The organism is Desulfoluna butyratoxydans, from assembly GCF_900699765.1.
Lineage (GTDB): Bacteria > Desulfobacterota > Desulfobacteria > Desulfobacterales > Desulfolunaceae > Desulfoluna > Desulfoluna butyratoxydans.
The window spans coordinates 439,568-457,665 of the sequence record NZ_CAADHO010000004.1 but is presented as its reverse complement, the minus strand read 5'-3'; the positions used below and the strand labels follow the sequence as shown (position 1 = coordinate 457,665).

The following is an 18,098-nucleotide window of genomic DNA, read 5'->3' as shown; positions in this document are numbered from 1 at the left end:
GAAAACCCGCACCATTGGCCATTCATAAAGTTCCCCGCCCGTTGGACATGACAAAGAAACGTCAAAACCCACTACCCTGTTGTGTCTTGCCCGTTTTCACAGAAGAAGTGAGTCTTCTTTTTCTACTTTTTTGAAGCAACAAGTGTTGAATTTTTCATCTAAAAATGTATGATATTTAAAAACAACGAGCCCACCGGTACCACAACACCATGACTGCGACCCGTGTTTGTCGGGGCCAAGGAAAAACCATGCAACCTTCACTGTTTTCCCGAGCCCTGCTCTCCTGCGATTCCTGACCACCCCTTTGGAAAGGAGCACGTTGATGTCAACACCCCGTGGAGTCACACCAGACGCCTTCGACAGTCCCGCCGATTCCCTCAGTTGCCTTATTCCCCGCCCCGCCGACACACCGCCGGATCGGTTTCCCTTCTGGAAAGCCGTTGCTTCCAGAGACGGCACCCGACTTGCCATTCCCATTCGCACCGAACCTGAGGAGTGCTGCCTCTACACCTTAAGCATCGACAAAACCGAACCCGACATCTCAGAGCCCTTTGTCTCCATCACCGACCTGAGGCCCATGGGAAACCGCGACTTTGCCTACCTCTGCCAGGGCGACGAGGGCTGGACCGCCGTTGCCGCTTCAACCCCCTGGCAGCTCACCGCGGAAATCGCCTGGAACCTTTCGGTCACCGACCAGGACACAACGGCCTGTGAAACCCAGGACCAACGACGCTACACCCCGGTCGTCGACGACACCCCCTGGCCGGAATCCTACGAAAACACCTTCTCCCTCACCCTTGCCGAAACAGGCTCACGGTCCGCCGCCGTGGTGCAGACCGCCCCCATTGCCGAAGGCGACCTGAACACCTTTCTCTCCGGGTGCTTCACCCTGGCAACGGACCAGGGTGCCTGGACCGGTCGCTACGTTGGGGCCTTCAACCCGGTCCTCTCTGCGGACGGCGCCCTGAGCGCCGTAGATGTACGCCTCAACCAGTACGACTACACCATCTGCGTCAACGACCAGTGCTGGGGAGAAACCTGGCCCTCGGTCTGGGCACCGGTGGTCCACCCGGAAGGAACCATGGTGTGGGCACCGGTGAAAAGCCCTGAAGGGTGGATCCTGGCCTGTGACGGGGAGCAAGCATGGCCGGAGACCTATTTTCAGTTATGGGAGGTGGCCCTCTCCCCGGCAGGGGACCGCATCGCCGCCGTTATCGCCCCGGACTTCGGCAAATGGGCCGTGGTCCTGGACGGCACCCCCTGGAAAACAAAAGTGGACGGGTACCTCGCCAAACCCGTGTTCAGCCCCTGCGGAACCCGCCTGGGCTGCTGCGGGCACCACCGGGGCAAAGCCGTCATCCTGGTGGACGACCACCCCATGGGCAATGGGTTCGACACGGCATGGGACCCCATCTTCAGCCACCACGGAAACCATGTGGCCGCCAAGGTCAAACGAGGCGAGGTCTATTCCGTTCTCTTAGACGGCATGGAGGTCAAGCGTCCCTACATCTGGATGGCCCCCCCCGCCTTTACCCCGGACAGCAAGCACCTGATGATCTGCGGCATAGAAAAACAAGGCCCCGACTATCGCTACACGCGGGAGTTCATCGCCCTTACATAACATTCGGAGTGATCGCCATGCACTACACCCTGTACGCTTTCATGACCGGCATCGGATTCCAGGCGGCGCTCACGGTCTGCCTGGGCGGCACCGCCCTGAAACTTTTCCTTTTTTTCAAGCGCGCCGCGCAAAAGGACAGAGCGTTTTTCGCTTTTTACTCATGGAAATACGCCGGGCGTTCCATCCTCTTTCACCTCATCCCCTACGTCAGCCGGACCACCCGCACGCACCCGGTGATGACCGTGGCCACCACCGCCTTTCACATGGCCATCCTCACCCTCCCCTTTTTTTACTCGGCCCACGGGGTGCTCCTGTCGGACAGCAGCTTTTTCCGTCTGCCCCGCTACCCGGAGGCGGTCTCGGACGTGTTGGCCGTCATCGCCCTGTGCGCCCTGCTCTTCTTCCTGGGCCGACGCCTGTTCCTGCGCGCGGTGCGCTACATCACCACACCTGCGGACCACATGCTCCTGGCTTCACTGATAGCCCTGGTGCTCTCCGGCCTCTGGGCCCGCTTTCAATGGCCGGGATTCCTCTGGGCTTCCCTCATTCACATGACGGCAGGCAACCTCATCATCGCCGCCATCCCCTTCACCCGACTGAGCCACATCTTCTACATGCTCATCACCCGCGGCTACGCCGGATCCGAGTTTGGCGGGGTGCGCATGGCAAAGGACTGGTAACATGACCGAGACGACCCAACGCCTGCTGGCTATCATGGACGACGGCATCGAAGCCGGTCTGGCCCGATTTGATGAAAAGAAAGTCAAAGAGATCATCCGCACCGTCATCCACAAGGAGGCAAGCCCGCGCCTGGACGCCTATCTCTCCACCTGCGTTCACTGCGGGCTCTGCAGCGACAGCTGCCACTACTACCTCTCCCGGGACAAAGACCCGGCCTACTCACCGGCGGGCAAAGTCAAAAAAAGCCTGCTGGCCCTGACCCGAAGCAGGCGGATCACGCCCGAAATCCTGAAAGAAGCGGCCATCGTGGCCTTCACCCACTGCAACCTCTGCCGCAGATGCACCCTCTACTGCCCCTTAGGCGTGGACATCGCCTACCTCATCGCCATGGTCCGGCGCATCTGCTTTCTCTGCGGGGTGGTGCCCCACTACATTCAGGACACGGCCAACAGCCACTCCGCCACCTTCAACCAGATGTGGATCAAAAACGACGAGTGGCTGGACAGCCTCTACTGGCAGGAAGAGGAAGCAAGGGAAGAGTTGCCGGACCTCACCATCCCCGTGGAGCGGGAAGGGGCTGAGATCATGTACTCGGTCATCGGCCCGGAGCCAAAATTCCGTGCCCAGCTCATCTACCAGGCCGCGGTGATCATGGACAGAGCGGGCATCAGCTGGACCTATCCGGGCACCCGGGGCTGGGACAACAGCGACATGTGCATGTACACAGGAGATTACGAGATGATGGGCAGGCTCAAAAAAGCCCATTTCGACACGGCCATGCGCCTCAAGGTCAACCGCATCGTCATGGGCGAATGCGGCCACGCCTTCCGCAGCGTCTACGACACCGGCAACAGGTACCTCGGCTGGAAAACCCCGCCGGTCCCGGTGGTGCACGCCGTGGAGTTCTACCACGAGATCCTCACCGAAAAACGTATCACCATCAAAAAGAAACTCGACACTCCCGTGACCTTCCACGACCCCTGCAACATCGTGCGGGGCAGAGGGCTCCATGAGCTGGCCCGGGAGGTCACCCGCATGTGCTGCACCACCCTCATCGAAATGGAACCCAACCGGGAGCACAACTTCTGTTGCGGCGCAGGGGGTGGGGTCATCAACTGCGGGCCCAACTTCAAAAACGAACGGGTCCTGGGCAACCGGGCCAAGGCTGAACAGCTTATGGAGGCCAAAGCCAAAGGGGCCGACACCGTCATCACCCCCTGCCACAACTGCCACGGAGGCCTGGAGGACATCATCCACCACTTCGGCATCGACATGAAGATCAAGTTCCTCAGCGACATCATCTACGAAACCATGGAGATCTGACGATGACCCGATTTCTCAATCCCTGTCTGCTGGCACTCGCCCTGCTCCTTGCCTTTACCGGCGCAGCCTTTTCCTCCGTCCTGGAAGAGAGCATGGACGCCCCCCGCACCCGTCCCCTCTCCCGGTTCGATCACGACACCCACAATGAAGCCGCCGACCTGGAAGAGTCCTGCGCCCTCTGCCACCACCTCTTTGATGACGAGGGAATGCTCCTCCCGGACGAAAGCTCGGAAGAGACGGCCTGCCGGGAATGCCATGATGACGCGGCCAAAGGCGTCCCCAAAACAGAAGCGGCCTTTCACAACCGGTGCAAGGGCTGCCACCTCTCTGTTCAATCCGGACCCATCACCTGCGGGCAATGCCATGCAAAAGATCAACCTTGAATGAAGGGCCTAAAAAACGCCTCCGGCGGCAAGGTGTGCCACCTTGAAAGCAGATTGCCGCTGTGATTTTGCCCTCGTTCCTCGGGCCAAATCACAGCGGCATTTTTCGTAGCATTGTAAATTTTTCCGTGGCCGAATGCGCCACACCGTCGATGGCCAACCCAAACCTGTTTGGCAACCTTTTTAAAAGGTTGGCCCCCGGCAGGGCCGCCGGAGGCAATAAACCTCTATTTATATAGTGGGTTGCCCCTGCATATGCGCCCATGGCGCATTTCCCTCACCCGCACTTTGCGGTTGAACCCCGGGCTGCCCAAAGAGTATAACCATACGGGCGTAGCAAACCATGAGGCCCCCGCATCGCCCTTGCCAATCGCCGTCTTCCCGGGCGCCTCGCCATACCTTGCCGTATAAGGAGCCCTGCATGGAATCACGCGTTCATGAACTCATTGACGCCCTGGATCTCGTCCCTCACCCCGAAGGCGGGTACTACCGGGAGACCTACAAATCGGACCTCTTCTTCGACGCCATGGACGAAGACGCCTCCTTTCCGGGGCGGCGCAGCACAGGGGCCGCCATCTACTTTCTCCTGGAAGGAAATGACATCTCCCGCATGCATCGCATTAAGGCAGATGAGCTCTGGCACTTCTATGAAGGCACGACCCTCACCGTCCATGTCATCCACCCCGAAGGGACCCTGGAAGACATTCGCTTAGGTGCCGACATTGCACGGGGCGAAACATTCCAGGCCCTTGTCAAGGCGGGCTGCTGGTTCGGCGCATCCCTTGAGGGGGAAGGCCACGCCCTGGTGGGCTGCACCACCCACCCAGGTTTCGAGTTCGAGGACTTTGAAATGGCCGAGCGAGACGATCTTCTTTCCCAGTGGCCCGAACACGAGGCGGTGATCCGTAAACTCACGCCATAGCATCCATGATGACCCCTTTTGAAATCCACCTCATTGTCCATGGAGAGATCGGCTGGTTTCTCACGCGCAGGAACAACACGGCCGACCTTCGCCTGGTGCGGGACAGGCGGGCCTCCCTCAAGGACACCCTGGAAGCCCTTGGCCTGCCCCACACCGAGGTGGGCCGTCTTCTCGTGGACGGAGTGGAGGTGGGGTTCCACCATGTGCCGGTGCATGACTGCCGCGTGGACGTCCATCCTGTTGAACCGCCTTTAGACGTCACCCGGCCAAGCATGTTGCGGCCCCAGGCATGGGGAAAAATCCGCTTTCTCGTGGACGACAACGTGGGGCGGCTCGCAGGCCTCCTGCGTGCCGTGGGCGCGGATGCCCTGCATGTCCGCGGAACAACGGACTCCGACCTTGCCGCCCGCTGCGAAACCGAGCGCCTCATCCTCCTCACCCGGGACCTGGGGCTGCTGAAACGCAAAAACATCCTTTTTGGACGCTTCATCCGGGCAACTGAGCCCTACCGGCAGCTCAAGGAAGTTCTCACCGTCTTCGGCCTGAATCCACCCTACAATTTTTTCTCACGCTGCTTTCTCTGCAATTGCGACCTTAAGCCCGTGGAAAAAGAAACCGTCTCCCACCGCCTCAAGGCGGAAACCCGCTGCTACGTCTCCGCCTTTTCCACCTGTCCCTCCTGCAAACGGCTTTACTGGCACGGCCCCCACGTCCGGCGTATGCTTGGTAAAATGGCCGATGCAGGCATTGATGTCTCCGGGGCAAGCCCCGGCCTCGGAAAGGGAATGATTCGTGGAGACTGAAGAGACCCATCAACTGAATTCATCGTTTTAACCCTCACAATTTCAATACGTTGCAGATGTGTCGATATTTCATAGTCCAACAATCTCTTTTCCCTTGATTTTTCTCCCCACAACACCTATTTAACCAAGCTCTTTTCCCAAAAATGAACGATCGCCACGGGCATGGTCCTCATTGCGAAGGCCATGCCCGTTTTGTTGTACCCCCTGTGGCACTGATGCGCAGAAGCGAAAGAGAGATTGATGGTTGACCTGATCAAACGAAGCACGAGCAGCGTAAAAAACGATGTCACCTCCGGACTCACCGTGGCCCTGGCCCTGGTGCCCGAGGCGGTGGCTTTTTCCTTTGTGGCCGGAGTCGATCCCCTGGTGGGGCTCTATGCCGCCTTTATGGTGGGCCTTGTCACCTCCATTTTCGGCGGTCGGCCGGGCATGATCTCAGGGGCCACCGGCGCCCTGGCCGTGGTCATGGTCTCCCTTGTCAGGGAGGGCAACGCCCTGGGTCTTGCCATGGCACACCCCGTGGCCAACATGGGGCTGAACTACCTCTTTGCCACGGTCATCCTCATGGGCCTGATTCAGGTAGCGGCCGGGACCTTTAAACTGGGAAAATTCATCCGCCTCATTCCCCATCCGGTCATGCTGGGCTTTGTCAACGGCCTGGCCATCGTGATTTTCCTCTCCCAGCTCAACATGTTCAAAACCGTTGACGCAGGTGTCTCCCAGTGGATGCAGGGCCAGGACCTCATCACCATGGTCTCCCTGGTGCTTGCCACCATGGGCATCATGATCCTCCTGCCCAAGCTCACCCGAAAGATCCCGGCGGCCCTCACCGCCATTCTGGTGATCACCGCGGTCACCGTCTCCATGGGCCTTGATGTGCCCACTGTGGGCTCTTTTATCCGCGACGGCGGAGGCGAAGGCCTCAAGGGAGGGCTTCCCGTTTTCCAGGCCCAGCTCTTCACCCTCATCCCCCGGAACATGGAGACCCTTAGGTTTATTCTCCCCTATGCCGTCATCCTGGCAGGCATCGGCCTCATCGAATCCCTTCTCACCCTCAACCTGCTGGACGAAATCACCGAAAGCCGTGGCAACAGCAACCGCGAATGCGTGGCCCAGGGCGCGGCAAACATCGTCACCGCCCTGTTCGGGGGCATGGGGGGATGCGCCATGATCGGCCAGTCCATCATCAACGTCAACGCAGGCGGCAGAGGACGGCTCTCCGGCATCACCGCGGCCCTTGCCCTGCTCTGTTTCATCCTCTTCGGGTCGGCCTACATCGAGCAGGTCCCCATTGCGGCCCTCACCGGCATCATGTTCATGGTGGTCATCGGCACCTTTGCCTGGTCAAGCCTTCGCATCATGCACAAAATCCCCAAATCAGATGCCCTGGTGCTCATCTCGGTGTCCGTGCTCACCGTGGTGTTCGACCTGGCCGTGGCCGTCTTTGTTGGCATCATCATGTCCGCCCTGGTCTTCTCCTGGGAAAGCGCCCTGAGAATCCGTGCCCGCAAGCGAATAAAAGAAGACGGCACCAAGGTGTATGAAATCTGGGGGCCCCTCTTCTTCGGTTCCACCAAAATGTTCGTCTCCAAGTTCGACGTTAAAAACGACCCCGACCAGGTGGAGATCGATTTCGTCGAATCCCGGGTATCGGACTACTCCGGCATCGAGGCCATCTCCGGCATCGTTGAAAAATACCACAAGGCGGGCAAAGAGGTCCGACTCAAGCACCTGAGCACGGACTGCAAAAAGCTCCTCAACAAAGCCGACGACAAATACCGGTCCATCATCCTGGAAAAAATCGACGACCCCAGGTACCACGTGGTGGCCGACCCCAACGCCTTTCACTAATAAAGGACGAGGTGAGCCACCTCGAAAGCATATTGCCATTGCGCTTTGCCCTTGGTTCCTCAGGCCAAAGCGCAATGGCTTTCGGCTCGGGCTACGCCCGACATAAACGCTGATGGTTTGTGCGGACTGACTCACAAGTTTCGAAGTTTCAGGATACGTTGTTGCCGATAGTCCATTATCGATGTAACCGCAATGTCTCCGGCAGCAAGGCGGGGCCAACGCATGTAACAATTCAGTTGCCCCTAGCGGGTCGCTGTGCTCACCAAAAAAACGAAACCTCTTTGTCAAACGTTCCAAAAGTTTTGCCCCCGGCAGGACCGCCGGAGGCAAAAATCTAACTGCGTTGGCCCTGGCCGGCAAGATGAACCACCTTGACAACAGATTGTGGATTCGTTTGGGCCATCGGCGTATTTACATCCCACCTCCCGCCCCCCCTTATCTCCTGGAGCGCCGCACTCCTGTGCGGCACAGGTAACGACGGACAAAAAAGCCGCACCGAAGTGCGGAGCTCCGTTTCGGTCGATCTTTCTCGGTTTTTTTGAAAATCGCGGTCTAACCGATAAACCAAGGTCCAAACGCCATTCAATAGGGGCTATCAAGACCTGTTTATGTTTTTTTAAAAGCTTATCCTCCGGCAGTGCTGCCGGAGGCATTGGCTAAGTCGTACCCTTTCCCCTGCCTCTCCCATCCCGAAAATGTTCCACCCCGCCTGAATATTTGTAACTTCCCGCCTTCCGCGAACGAACTATCCATACAAAGAACATCGTTCTTACAAACAAACACAAAACCATAAGGAACCATCCCCATGCGAACGAACCGATGGTTTGCCGTGGCAGGGGCCCTGATTGTCCTGTGGGCCACGGGCTGCGGCTCCGAAGATGAAATGGAAGGGGTAAACATCCAGAAGAACGAGGCATCCGGCTTTACCCTCATGGACATTTTCGAAGGCGAAGGCGCCCTTGAAGAGGCATGGGATGCCATCGACGGAGAGATGGTCAACGACCTCTTTGCCGACACGGTGAACGACAACCCCGAGGCCTTCGTCACCTTTGCCTCAGGGGTTGACGACCTCATGACCGTGAACCCCACCCTCATGCCCGACATGTGCGGCAAAGACACACGGGGGCTCCTGGGCGTCCTCATGGCCCCCTCCCCCGACCACAGGACCGCCCAAGGGCTGGAGACTTTTTATTCGGGTGCGGAAGCCACCGATTACACCCGGGCCTTCTACGCTTATCTGGACGATCTTGCCACGGACGTCCCCCTCCGGGACGAAGGGTATACCAACCAGATATTCGCCAGCATCCTGGGCTACTGGCGGGATACCGACACCCCGGAAGAGTTCCTCGACGACCTCCGGGACATGGTAGACACCATCACCGACCCGGACTTCGACGAGGACTTCCATGATTTTTCGCAGATCATGGGAAAGCTCCTCATCCGGTCCGACTATCCCATGTGGAAGGATGCCGACGGCACCCTCCTCAACAGCCGGAAAATCGACCCTCTGGTTCACGAAAACATGGGGCTGGGCAATATCGTGGCCGGTGTTCACGCCCTGCTCATGGGCCTTGATGAAGTCATGGGCGATGAGCAGGCGCGCCTTTCAATCCACCAAATGATCAACGGGTTGGGGGAGATCTTTGATCCGGGCATCGACACCCCCCGGATGATCCGGGACCTCCTCTGCGGCATGGAGGATCGCCTCACCACAGGGGGCGATGTGTACGAGGCCGACGCCATGTACCACCGGCATGACGGGGAGATCTACTCCGATGCGGAACTCGGCCTTGGCCTGCGGGAGGTGTTCCCCTACCTCATGCAGTATTTCCTGCGGGCCGACAGGGAGATGGGCATGATTTCCGATCTCTTCGGCAACACCCCCTACCCCCTTGGGATCCTCTCCCAAAACCTCCACGCCATGCAGTGGGACATCCCGGGCGCCCGCATTGAGGAATCCCTCTACGACATGCTGCGATACGACATCTGGGGCAGGGATCGCCTCACCGACCCCGAGGCCTTTCACACCTCGTTCCTTGAAAACCTGATGTTCTTTGCGGCCCTGGGAGCCCACACAGGATACGACGACGGGGGCAAGACAGGTGAAATCACGGACAGCGGCAACCCCAACTATGACCACGGCCACGGGAAAGGGTGCGGCACCCTCACGGTCAACGACACCCTCTTTGCCATGACCACCCACAAAACCCTGGGCATGGGCATGTACGACATCGCCCTGCAATCCAAGGATTACAAGTACATGTTCCGTGGGCGTGCGCCCTTTTATGCGGACGGACCGGAGATGGACGATTATCGCTTCCGCTACGACCAGAACTATCCCATCGGCCTCATGGTGGCGGGAACCCCGGGGGACATGGGTTCTCCACAAGGCGGCAGGCCCAGGCTGGAGGAAGACGGCACCCCGGTTCTCAACGGCTATCGTCCCTACGGAGCCACCGGAGTGGAAGACGACAACATCGCCCTCAACACCATGAGCGCGTCGGTTCGCGCGGCATGGCATGCGGAAGGCCCCTACTACTATGTCCCAAAGACCCCGAAAACCGTCACCTTCCACAACCGAATCTGGCAGGTCACCCACACCCCCGGGGGCCTCGTGTATGCCTGGATCCACAAGCCCTCTGCAGACCCGGCCAACTGGGAGTACCTCTACCCCGCCCAATTCGAAGGCCAGACCATGGAAGAGCAGGCAAGCCTTGCCGTGCAGTACGGTGTCCCCACCCACGCCCTCTTCACCTCGGACATCGACCTGAAAGACGGAATCGACAACAGCATCTGGACAGGAAGAAAGCTTGAGATCCTGCTGGGACCCGACAGCAGGGCCACCATAGACTTTGATAAAAGCCAGAAATACTTCCGGGACGACATCGTCTCCATGATCAACGAGGCCTTTGGCGAAGCTGTCTGCTTTCCCCACGACGAGGGAGGCGGGGAATACCTTCATATTGTCAGCGACTGCGGCCCCATCCACCTGGACAACGCCGCCTACAACCCCCTGGGGGCGTTCTTTAAACATGGTGCGGGGCTTTTAGACGACATCGACGTGGCCGTGGAAGCGTTTCGGGTCTCCGGGGACGCCACCGTCTCCATAGCCGTGGACAGCGGCCCGCCCGTGCCCGTTGCCTTTGAAAACCCCTCCCGGACCTGGACCGCCAACATGGTCATGGACCGGCTGCGTGGCCAAGGGCTCACGGTCCGCCCCTTTGGAACCGGCGTCGAGATCCTCGGGGTCAGCCCCGACCCCGACATCGGGCGAATTGAAGTCACCGATGTATCGGGGTGCGGCGTGGTCGATTTTTTCGGGGGCGCCTCATCCACTATCACCGGCTACCTCCATCGCATGGAGCATTACAAGGACGTTTGGCGTTCCGACTACTACCTGGGAAAACTCGGCGGAACCTACTACACCGTGGGCTACGACGCCTCGGGGAACCTTGCCATGCCCGAGGTGCAATCGGGTGAGGAGGCGGGGTCCCTCATCGTAAACGAGCTCATCGGCGACAACGACCCCGTGCGGGAGTGCGCCAGCCATGAAGAGGCCCTCTTCCGAAACTACCAGTTCTTTTTTGCCGAACGAAAATTCGTGCTGGTCATGCCCATTCACGTCACCGTCCTGGGATCCGAAGCGGCCTTTATCTTTCAGGTGATGGAGGCCAATGGGTACACAGGGTTCATGAACGGCCGCAAATACCTGGGCAACCAGGTGTGGGCAAAAAAACGAGCCCACGGCCCATCCGAGCTGCCCGGGGACTACCGCATGTGCATCCGGGTGATCAGCGAGGGGCTCATCGGGAGCATCGCCGTCACCGAAGAGTCGGTCTACAACGACACCATCGACTGCGGCGTGGCTTTCAACGCCATTTTTCCCCACAACTCACCGGTTATCTACCGCATGGGCTTTCCCCGGGCGCCCCTGATCTGCCACGGTACCGATGCGGAGGGCAACCCCGTTACCGACGCCCTGGTGGGCTCCCGGGAGTTCGAGGTGGGTGACGAGATCTGGCAAAACCGCAACGCGGTGCTGGTGATCCTCCAGGCCCTGTGGGGCAGCCTGCACCGCCACACCGAGGTGGGGTACGAGTCCACGCGGGGCGGGATGCTCTCCTTCTTCGACATGATGGCCTACCTGCTGAAACCCCTGTTCTACTACCAGAAAGACGCCGGCCAGTGGCCGCATGAATGCTGGAAACCGCGGCTTATTGACGGCCGTGATTTTCTTTATCCCAGCGCGGACTTTTACGACGAGCAACCCATGGCCACATGGTACGGAAGCGAAGAAGAGCGCGGGTACTACCGCCCGGCAAAGGTCCAAACCCTCATCACCCTGCTCACGGACAGCGACCCTTACGGAGAAAAAAACCCGGACGGCACGCCCCTGCGGTGCGACGGGCTCCTTGCCAGGATGACGGAGTACGACCTGGAAAACGGACCTGCCCGCTCTCGTCTCCTCACCGGGCTTTTTGCCTTTCTCCAGCGCCTGGGCGATCCCGCCTTTGACGACGCCTCCTCTCCCGCCTGCGCCGACGAAACAAACGCCGCCTGCGAGCGGTGGGGCCCGAGGCGGGACATCCTGTTCGGCCTGGAGCAAATCGTCAGCGCCGTCCGCATGACCAAAGCACCGGCCACGGCATTAAACGAAGCCAAAAACATTCCCATTGTCTTTCCGCCCTGGCTCTTTGCCCAGGGGGACCTGGACGCCCCGACCCACCTGCGGGAAGAGGACCTTCTCCTGGACTGGGGCATCGACCTCATTGTGGGGGAAGACGAAACAGAGGAAGAGGAGGGCCGGGGCCTGGCCGACTACCCGGACGACAAACTCACCGATGCGGACTGGGATGAACTCTACGACACCGTCCACCTGCTGGAAGGGATCCTCCACCCCGGCAGCCCCCACAGCATCACCGCCAACCTTCTGGGGCTCCTTGACTCCGTCATGGCAAAGCCCACCCCCTGCGACAGCTTCGAACTCGCCGGGACCCTCTACGCCCTGGGGCGCCTGTTTGCGCGCTACGATGCCGAAAAGGATCAGTGGATCCACCAGGGTGACGAAGGCTTCGACGATCTCTACAACCTCATCAAACACAGGTTCCCCGAGATCCACGCCGTTTTGGACGACGACACCGGAATAACCTACCACGCCTTTCTTGTAATCCTTGCCGACCTGCTCAAGGAAAAGGGGCTGGTGGAGTGCCTTGTTGACGATGTCACCATCCCCTCGGGCTGGGACAAGATCCTCACCGACCTGAACGCCTTCCTGGGCAAGCCCGTCATCACGGAACACGACCCCCTCTGGTCCACCCTGGCCTCCCTTTTAGGCGACCTTGCCCATGCCGTGGACCTGGCCCGGGACGTCACGCTCCTGTGGGATGTCTATGAAAAGTACGGCCTTCAGGTAAACGAATAGGAGCACGCTGCCTTAACGGCCTTCTATGGTTAAAGTGCATGGAAAAGTCTGCCTCCGGCGGCCAGGGGATGATCCCCTGGACCCCAGGTTGCGAAAGCCCTCCCCCTTCGTTCCTCAGGGGAAGAGCTTCCGCGAAGGTTTTCGTGAAACCCAAGCAAAACCTGTTTGTCAAACCCAAGGCATCTAAATTGGCAAAAGTTTGGCCCCCGGCAGGGCCGCCGGAGGCATGCCCTTGCTTTTTAATTCCACCCCACCCTTACAACGACTCTGGAGCGACAATGAAAAAACTGCTTGCATGCATGGGAACGATTTTGTTGATGATCACCTTCAGCCGGTCCGCCTTTGGGAGCAGCTTCGGCACCACGTACGGTTTTTCCCCACGGGGCATGGCCATGGGCAACGCCATGACCGCCCATGTGGACGACTGGTCCGCGGTCTATTACAACATGTCCGGTTTGGGGCGAACCCTCGCCCGCATCGAACGAGCCGCCGAGACCGGTGAAAAAAGCGGCATCAACCAGATCTCGGTGAACTACCTCCACACGGTGCCCTCCTTTGACCTCAACATCAACCGCTTCGACCCGGACACCGGAAGCCCCCTGCCCACCCACGGTGCCGACGACCTCGACTTCGGGACCTATGTCTTGGGCATGGCCATGGACCTCAACATCATCTATGAGATGCCGGAATGCATCTCGTCGGCACGTATGGGCCTCTCCATGGGCATCAACAATGATCTCACCGTGGTCAAGATCAACGACATCGACCCGCGCACCCACAACTTCATGCGGTACGGGCGGGAAGCCCAGCGGGCGTTGATCATGACCGGCGCGGGATTCGGGTTCATGGAGGACCTCTTCGGACTGGGCCTGGGGCTCAAAATCTCCTTTGGCGGTTCCGGCACCATCGACCTGTCCGACCTCCAGATCACCGAGGATGAACAGATCCCCGTGGACAACGCCATCATGGACATCTCCCTGGAACCCACGGTGGTGGCCGGTTTCTACATCAGCCCCGGAAAAAAATTCGACGCCCTTGAGGGGCTGGAGTTCGGTTTTTCTTACAGGCAGAAGTCAAAGCTCGACATCTCCCCGCTGCAGACCGTGGCCGTCCTCGAAACGGGCAATGTCCTTCTCAACCTGAGGCTGGCCCTGCTGGACTACTTCCAACCGGACATCTACACCTTCGGCACCTCCTACGCCTTCACCGACAGGCTCATGGTCTCCCTTGAGGCGGAATTCCAGAAGTGGTCCGGGTTCGAAGTCTCCCTCAACCACGAAGAGAACTTCGGGGACGTGCTCCCCGAGCTGGACGACATTGTCGTTCCCAAACTGGGCATCGAATACCGCCTCACCCGGCGGCTGGCGATTCAAGGGGGCTACTGCTTCGAACCCAGCTTTATCCCGGACGAAGGCCTCACCGACACCATCAACTTCCTCGACAACGACAAGCACATCCTCTCCGTGGGAACAAGCTACCGCCTTCCAAGCTTCGGCCGCATGAAACGGGACATCAATTTTTACGCCGCCTACCAGCACCAGATCCTCGACGACCGGGAGGTCACGAAAACCGAGCCCACGGGCGTCAACCCCGACTACAGCTTCGGCGGCACGTGCAACACCTTTTATGCGGGCATCACCATCGATATGTAACCGCCGCCATCACGCCGAAGGGGTTTCGACAGCACAGTGTGCAGGGCTGTTCATTCGTGCCATGGAAAGGAGGATCCCCAGGATGCTCAAGGCTGCGAACACCAGAAACGCATCGTGCATGGCAAGCAGAAACGGTTCCCGGGTGGCCTGGTCAACGGCTTTATCTCCCAGGCGCCCTGAAACAACCAGGGTGGCAATCGTCATGCTCACGAGCATGCCCAGGGTGCGCATGGTGGAGACCAGACTCGATGCCAGGCCGTAATGTAGGGGCTCCACACTCCCCATGACCGTGAGCATATTGGGGGTGGAGAACAGAGCAAACCCGATTCCCATCACTGCAAGGACCACAACGATTCGCCCGAACCCGGTGCCGCCGTCCACGGTGGAGGCAAGGACCAGGCCCGCCACGCAGATGGCCATGCCTATGGTGGCAAGGGTCGCTGTCTGAACCCGCGTGGCCAGGGCCCCGGCCACCGGAGACAGGGCCGCCTGAAGAAGGGGCTGGCTCACAAGGATCAGGCCTGCGGTGTGGGGAGCCACGCCTTTCACGACCTGAAGGTAGAGGCTGAAAAAAAAGGTGAGACCAAAGGAGGCGGCGTAGTTGATGAGGGTCGCCAGGTTGCTGAAGGCAAACACGCGCCGGGAGAGCAGCAGGCGGACATCCAAAAGCGGGGCGTCCTTTTTGTATTCATAGAGAAAAAACAGGGCCAACCCGGCAACGCCCAGGGCTGCCATGGCCTGAAACCGGGGACCGGCGGCCTGGTTCACCACCCCCACGATCAGCAGGAACAAAGCCCCCATATACAAAAAACTGCCCAGGGTATCGAACCGCGTCCCCGCGGCCTCCGCCCATTCTCCCTTAAGCTTTAAAACGGTGAGGAGCCATGCCACACTCCCGGCCCCTGCCCCCACATAAAAGATCCACCGCCAGCCCAGGTGCGTGATAAGAAAGCCCCCCACCACCGGCCCCGCCGACACCCCGAGGTAGACGCAGCCCACCACCGCCCCCATGGCCCTGGCCCTCTTCTCCGGCGGAAACACCGAGGAGAGAATGGCCAGGCTCGTGCCCGTAATCATGGCGGCACCGCTGCCCTGGATAAAACGAAACAGGATAAACAGCGCCACGTCACCTGCCAGGGACGCCGCCAGGGTAGCAGAGGTAAACAGGAGGATGCCCAAAACAAACACCCGCCTGCGGCCGTAGATGTCCCCCAGGCGCCCGCATGGCAGCAAAAACAGCGAGACAGCCAGGATGAACACCGTCTCCACCAGCCCCAACTGCACACCGCTCGCACCGAATTCCCCTCCGAGAACCGGAAGGGCCACCCCCACCGCGGACATCATAAAAGGCGTCAAAAACTGAACCGTACAGACAATGCTCAAGGTGACCCACCCCGAGGCCTGACCCCGGGCCGTCGGCACCGCTGTTGCACTTTTTCTGTTTTGATATGCTGAATCCATTGGCATCGCTCCTTTTTCGATTTTCTCCACAAAAGCCCCCTTTGCCGATCAATTTTTCTGTCGGGGCTTCGACCCGTTGCGAGGCGTGATTCATGGAGGCCTCACACCGATTATGTTCCACAGAGCATGCCAACATTCATTCAGCCATGAATTCAGGCCATTGGAAAAAATCCTCGGATAGTGTGTCGCATACGACGCCCTTAAGGTGCCTGATATACCACCTTAGACAAAAAAAGCCCTGATACGGCACCTTCGAACCGCAAAGGAAACGGGTGGAAAAGAGCCGTGGGTTCCTTCCAACGAAGCGCGTTGCAACATTGCATTTGAACGAGGAAACGGAATCGTATAAGAGATGTAGTGCTTCATCGAAAAAACGAGCACTAAGGGGAGAGACACATGGATTTATATGACATGACCTTTTTTGGGGAGGCCACCAACAGGATCTGCGGAAGCCTCGACATCCACACGGCCCTGGAGCGATGCTTTCACTACCTCAAGGACTATCTGCCCATCAACGGCCTCGCCATGAACACCTACGACCCCGGAAAAAAAGAGGTCCGAAACATTGCCGTCGTCTCCGACCTCGACAATGGTCGAATCCTCTCCTTTGACCCGGTGAAGCTCACCCCCGAGGCCATATCGTTCATCGAAAATTACCCACCGACTCCCGGCCCGGCACTTATTCTCAACGTGCCCAACCAACAGGTGGTCGCCAACCTCGTCTGGAAAGCCATGGGCAAGCCGGAGATCTCCCTGCTGCTGCTTCACCCCATTGTGGATGAGGTCAGGCTGGGGGTGGTCTTTATCTTTGCAGAAGGGTTTGACCGCTACGAGCCTGAACACTCCCGGCTCCTGACCCTCCTGCACGACCCCTTTGCCATGGCCTTTTCAAACACCCTCAAGCACCGGGAAGTGGTCAGGCTCACGGAAATGCTGGCTGACGACAACCGGTACCTGGCCCGGGAGCTCCACCACCTGGCCGGAGACCAGATCATCGGAAGCCGACACGGCCTCAAAGAGGTCACGGAGATGGTCCGCCAGGTGGCTCCCCTCTCCTCCCAGGTGCTCCTGCTGGGTGAAACAGGAGTGGGAAAAGAGGTTATCGCAAACGCCATTCACCGCGCCTCGCCCCGTGCGAACAAGCCCTTTATCAAGGTCAACTGCGGGGCCATTCCGGACGAACTCATGGACAGTGAGCTCTTCGGCCATGAGCGCGGGGCCTTCACCGGAGCGCTCCAGAAAAAAAGGGGACGGTTTGAGCGGGCTGACACGGGAACCATCTTCCTGGATGAAATCGGCGAGCTGCCGCCCCGGGCCCAGGTACGCCTCCTCCGTGTCCTGCAAACCCGCGAGATCGAACGAGTGGGTGGCACCGCACCCATTGCCCTGGACATCCGGATCATCGCAGCCACCAACAGGGATCTGGAAGAGATGGTTGCCCGCGGGGAGTTCCGGCAGGACCTCTGGTTCAGGCTCAATGTCTTTCCCATCCATATCCCAGCCCTGCGGGACAGGCCCGTGGACCTTCCCGAGCTCATGGACTACTTCATCGAGCGGAAGGCAAAGGAGATGAACATCCATCCGGTCCCGGTACCAGCCCCCGGGGCCCTGGCGGACCTGTCCCGCCACGACTGGCCCGGCAACGTCCGGGAACTCGAAAACCTCATCGAACGGGCCCTGATCCTTCATATCACCTCCCCTGTCGGAACCCCGTTGCGATTTCCCGACCTCGATTCACCGGAGCCGACGTCTCCCGCAACGCCCCCGCCCCTTCCCGAGGAGACCACCCTCAACCTGGACGATGCCATCCGCCACCAGATCCGCAGAGCCCTTGAGGCAACCGACGGAAAGGTCAAAGGAGACAACGGTGCCGCAGCCCTTCTTGGGGTCAACCCGAGCACCCTAAGAAACAAAATGAAAAAACTGGGCATTCCCTTCGGAAAGAGCCTTAAAAAATAGCCTTCCATGGCCAGGGTAAA

General features: G+C 59.3%; 11 protein-coding genes. 10 read left to right on the top strand and 1 reads right to left on the bottom strand.

What is annotated here, in order from left to right:
* The first annotated feature begins 322 nt into the window (after positions 1-322).
* From MSL71_RS13870 to MSL71_RS13830, 9 genes are all read left to right on the top strand, one after another.
* Entirely contained in the window at positions 323-1,621 is a 1,299-nt protein-coding gene (locus tag MSL71_RS13870; protein ID WP_180141289.1) for a hypothetical protein, read from the top strand.
* 17 nt (positions 1,622-1,638) lie between these two features.
* Positions 1,639-2,301, top strand: a complete 663-nt coding sequence (locus tag MSL71_RS13865; protein WP_180141287.1) for a nitrate reductase — start codon at positions 1,639-1,641, stop codon at positions 2,299-2,301.
* Between the two features lies 1 nt (position 2,302).
* Complete coding sequence (gene tmcB, locus MSL71_RS13860) at positions 2,303-3,625, top strand: electron transfer complex ferredoxin TmcB (RefSeq protein ID WP_180141285.1); 1,323 nt, start codon at positions 2,303-2,305, stop codon at positions 3,623-3,625.
* A gap of 2 nt (positions 3,626-3,627) precedes the next feature.
* On the top strand, positions 3,628-4,008 hold the full coding sequence (locus MSL71_RS13855) for a cytochrome c3 family protein (RefSeq protein WP_180141283.1): 381 nt from the start codon (positions 3,628-3,630) through the stop codon (positions 4,006-4,008).
* Between the two features lie 421 nt (positions 4,009-4,429).
* Positions 4,430-4,930, top strand: a complete 501-nt coding sequence (locus MSL71_RS13850; RefSeq protein ID WP_180141281.1) for a cupin domain-containing protein — start codon at positions 4,430-4,432, stop codon at positions 4,928-4,930.
* 5 nt (positions 4,931-4,935) lie between these two features.
* Positions 4,936-5,733 (top strand): Mut7-C RNAse domain-containing protein, encoded by a 798-nt coding sequence (locus MSL71_RS13845; RefSeq protein WP_180141279.1) that lies wholly within the window; start codon positions 4,936-4,938, stop codon positions 5,731-5,733.
* A 240-nt stretch (positions 5,734-5,973) separates the two neighbouring features.
* Entirely contained in the window at positions 5,974-7,584 is a 1,611-nt protein-coding gene (locus MSL71_RS13840) for a SulP family inorganic anion transporter (RefSeq protein ID WP_180141277.1), read from the top strand.
* Positions 7,585-8,389: 805 nt separating this feature from the next.
* On the top strand, positions 8,390-13,006 hold the full coding sequence (locus MSL71_RS13835; protein WP_180141275.1) for a hypothetical protein: 4,617 nt from the start codon (positions 8,390-8,392) through the stop codon (positions 13,004-13,006).
* A 278-nt stretch (positions 13,007-13,284) separates the two neighbouring features.
* A complete protein-coding gene (locus MSL71_RS13830) occupies positions 13,285-14,658 on the top strand; it encodes an OmpP1/FadL family transporter (RefSeq protein WP_180141274.1) in 1,374 nt (457 codons plus the stop codon).
* 9 nt (positions 14,659-14,667) lie between these two features.
* Here MSL71_RS13830 and MSL71_RS13825 read toward each other — a convergent pair whose 3' ends face one another.
* Positions 14,668-16,119, bottom strand: coding sequence for an MFS transporter (locus MSL71_RS13825; RefSeq protein ID WP_180141272.1), 1,452 nt, complete (start codon positions 16,117-16,119; stop codon positions 14,668-14,670).
* 396 nt (positions 16,120-16,515) lie between these two features.
* Between MSL71_RS13825 and MSL71_RS13820 the strand changes: the two genes are divergently transcribed.
* Positions 16,516-18,078, top strand: coding sequence for a sigma-54 interaction domain-containing protein (locus tag MSL71_RS13820; RefSeq protein WP_180141270.1), 1,563 nt, complete (start codon positions 16,516-16,518; stop codon positions 18,076-18,078).
* Positions 18,079-18,098: the final 20 nt, after the last annotated feature.

Coding starts and splice junctions, on each gene's coding strand:
- MSL71_RS13865 (WP_180141287.1), top strand. CDS start 1,639: ATGCACTACACCCTGTACGCTTTCATGACCGGCATCGGATTCCAGGCG.
- MSL71_RS13855 (WP_180141283.1), top strand. CDS start 3,628: ATGACCCGATTTCTCAATCCCTGTCTGCTGGCACTCGCCCTGCTCCTT.
- MSL71_RS13830 (WP_180141274.1), top strand. CDS start 13,285: ATGAAAAAACTGCTTGCATGCATGGGAACGATTTTGTTGATGATCACC.
- MSL71_RS13850 (WP_180141281.1), top strand. CDS start 4,430: ATGGAATCACGCGTTCATGAACTCATTGACGCCCTGGATCTCGTCCCT.
- MSL71_RS13820 (WP_180141270.1), top strand. CDS start 16,516: ATGGATTTATATGACATGACCTTTTTTGGGGAGGCCACCAACAGGATC.
- MSL71_RS13870 (WP_180141289.1), top strand. CDS start 323: ATGTCAACACCCCGTGGAGTCACACCAGACGCCTTCGACAGTCCCGCC.
- MSL71_RS13835 (WP_180141275.1), top strand. CDS start 8,390: ATGCGAACGAACCGATGGTTTGCCGTGGCAGGGGCCCTGATTGTCCTG.
- MSL71_RS13840 (WP_180141277.1), top strand. CDS start 5,974: ATGGTTGACCTGATCAAACGAAGCACGAGCAGCGTAAAAAACGATGTC.
- tmcB (WP_180141285.1), top strand. CDS start 2,303: ATGACCGAGACGACCCAACGCCTGCTGGCTATCATGGACGACGGCATC.
- MSL71_RS13845 (WP_180141279.1), top strand. CDS start 4,936: ATGATGACCCCTTTTGAAATCCACCTCATTGTCCATGGAGAGATCGGC.
- MSL71_RS13825 (WP_180141272.1), bottom strand. CDS start 16,119: ATGGATTCAGCATATCAAAACAGAAAAAGTGCAACAGCGGTGCCGACG.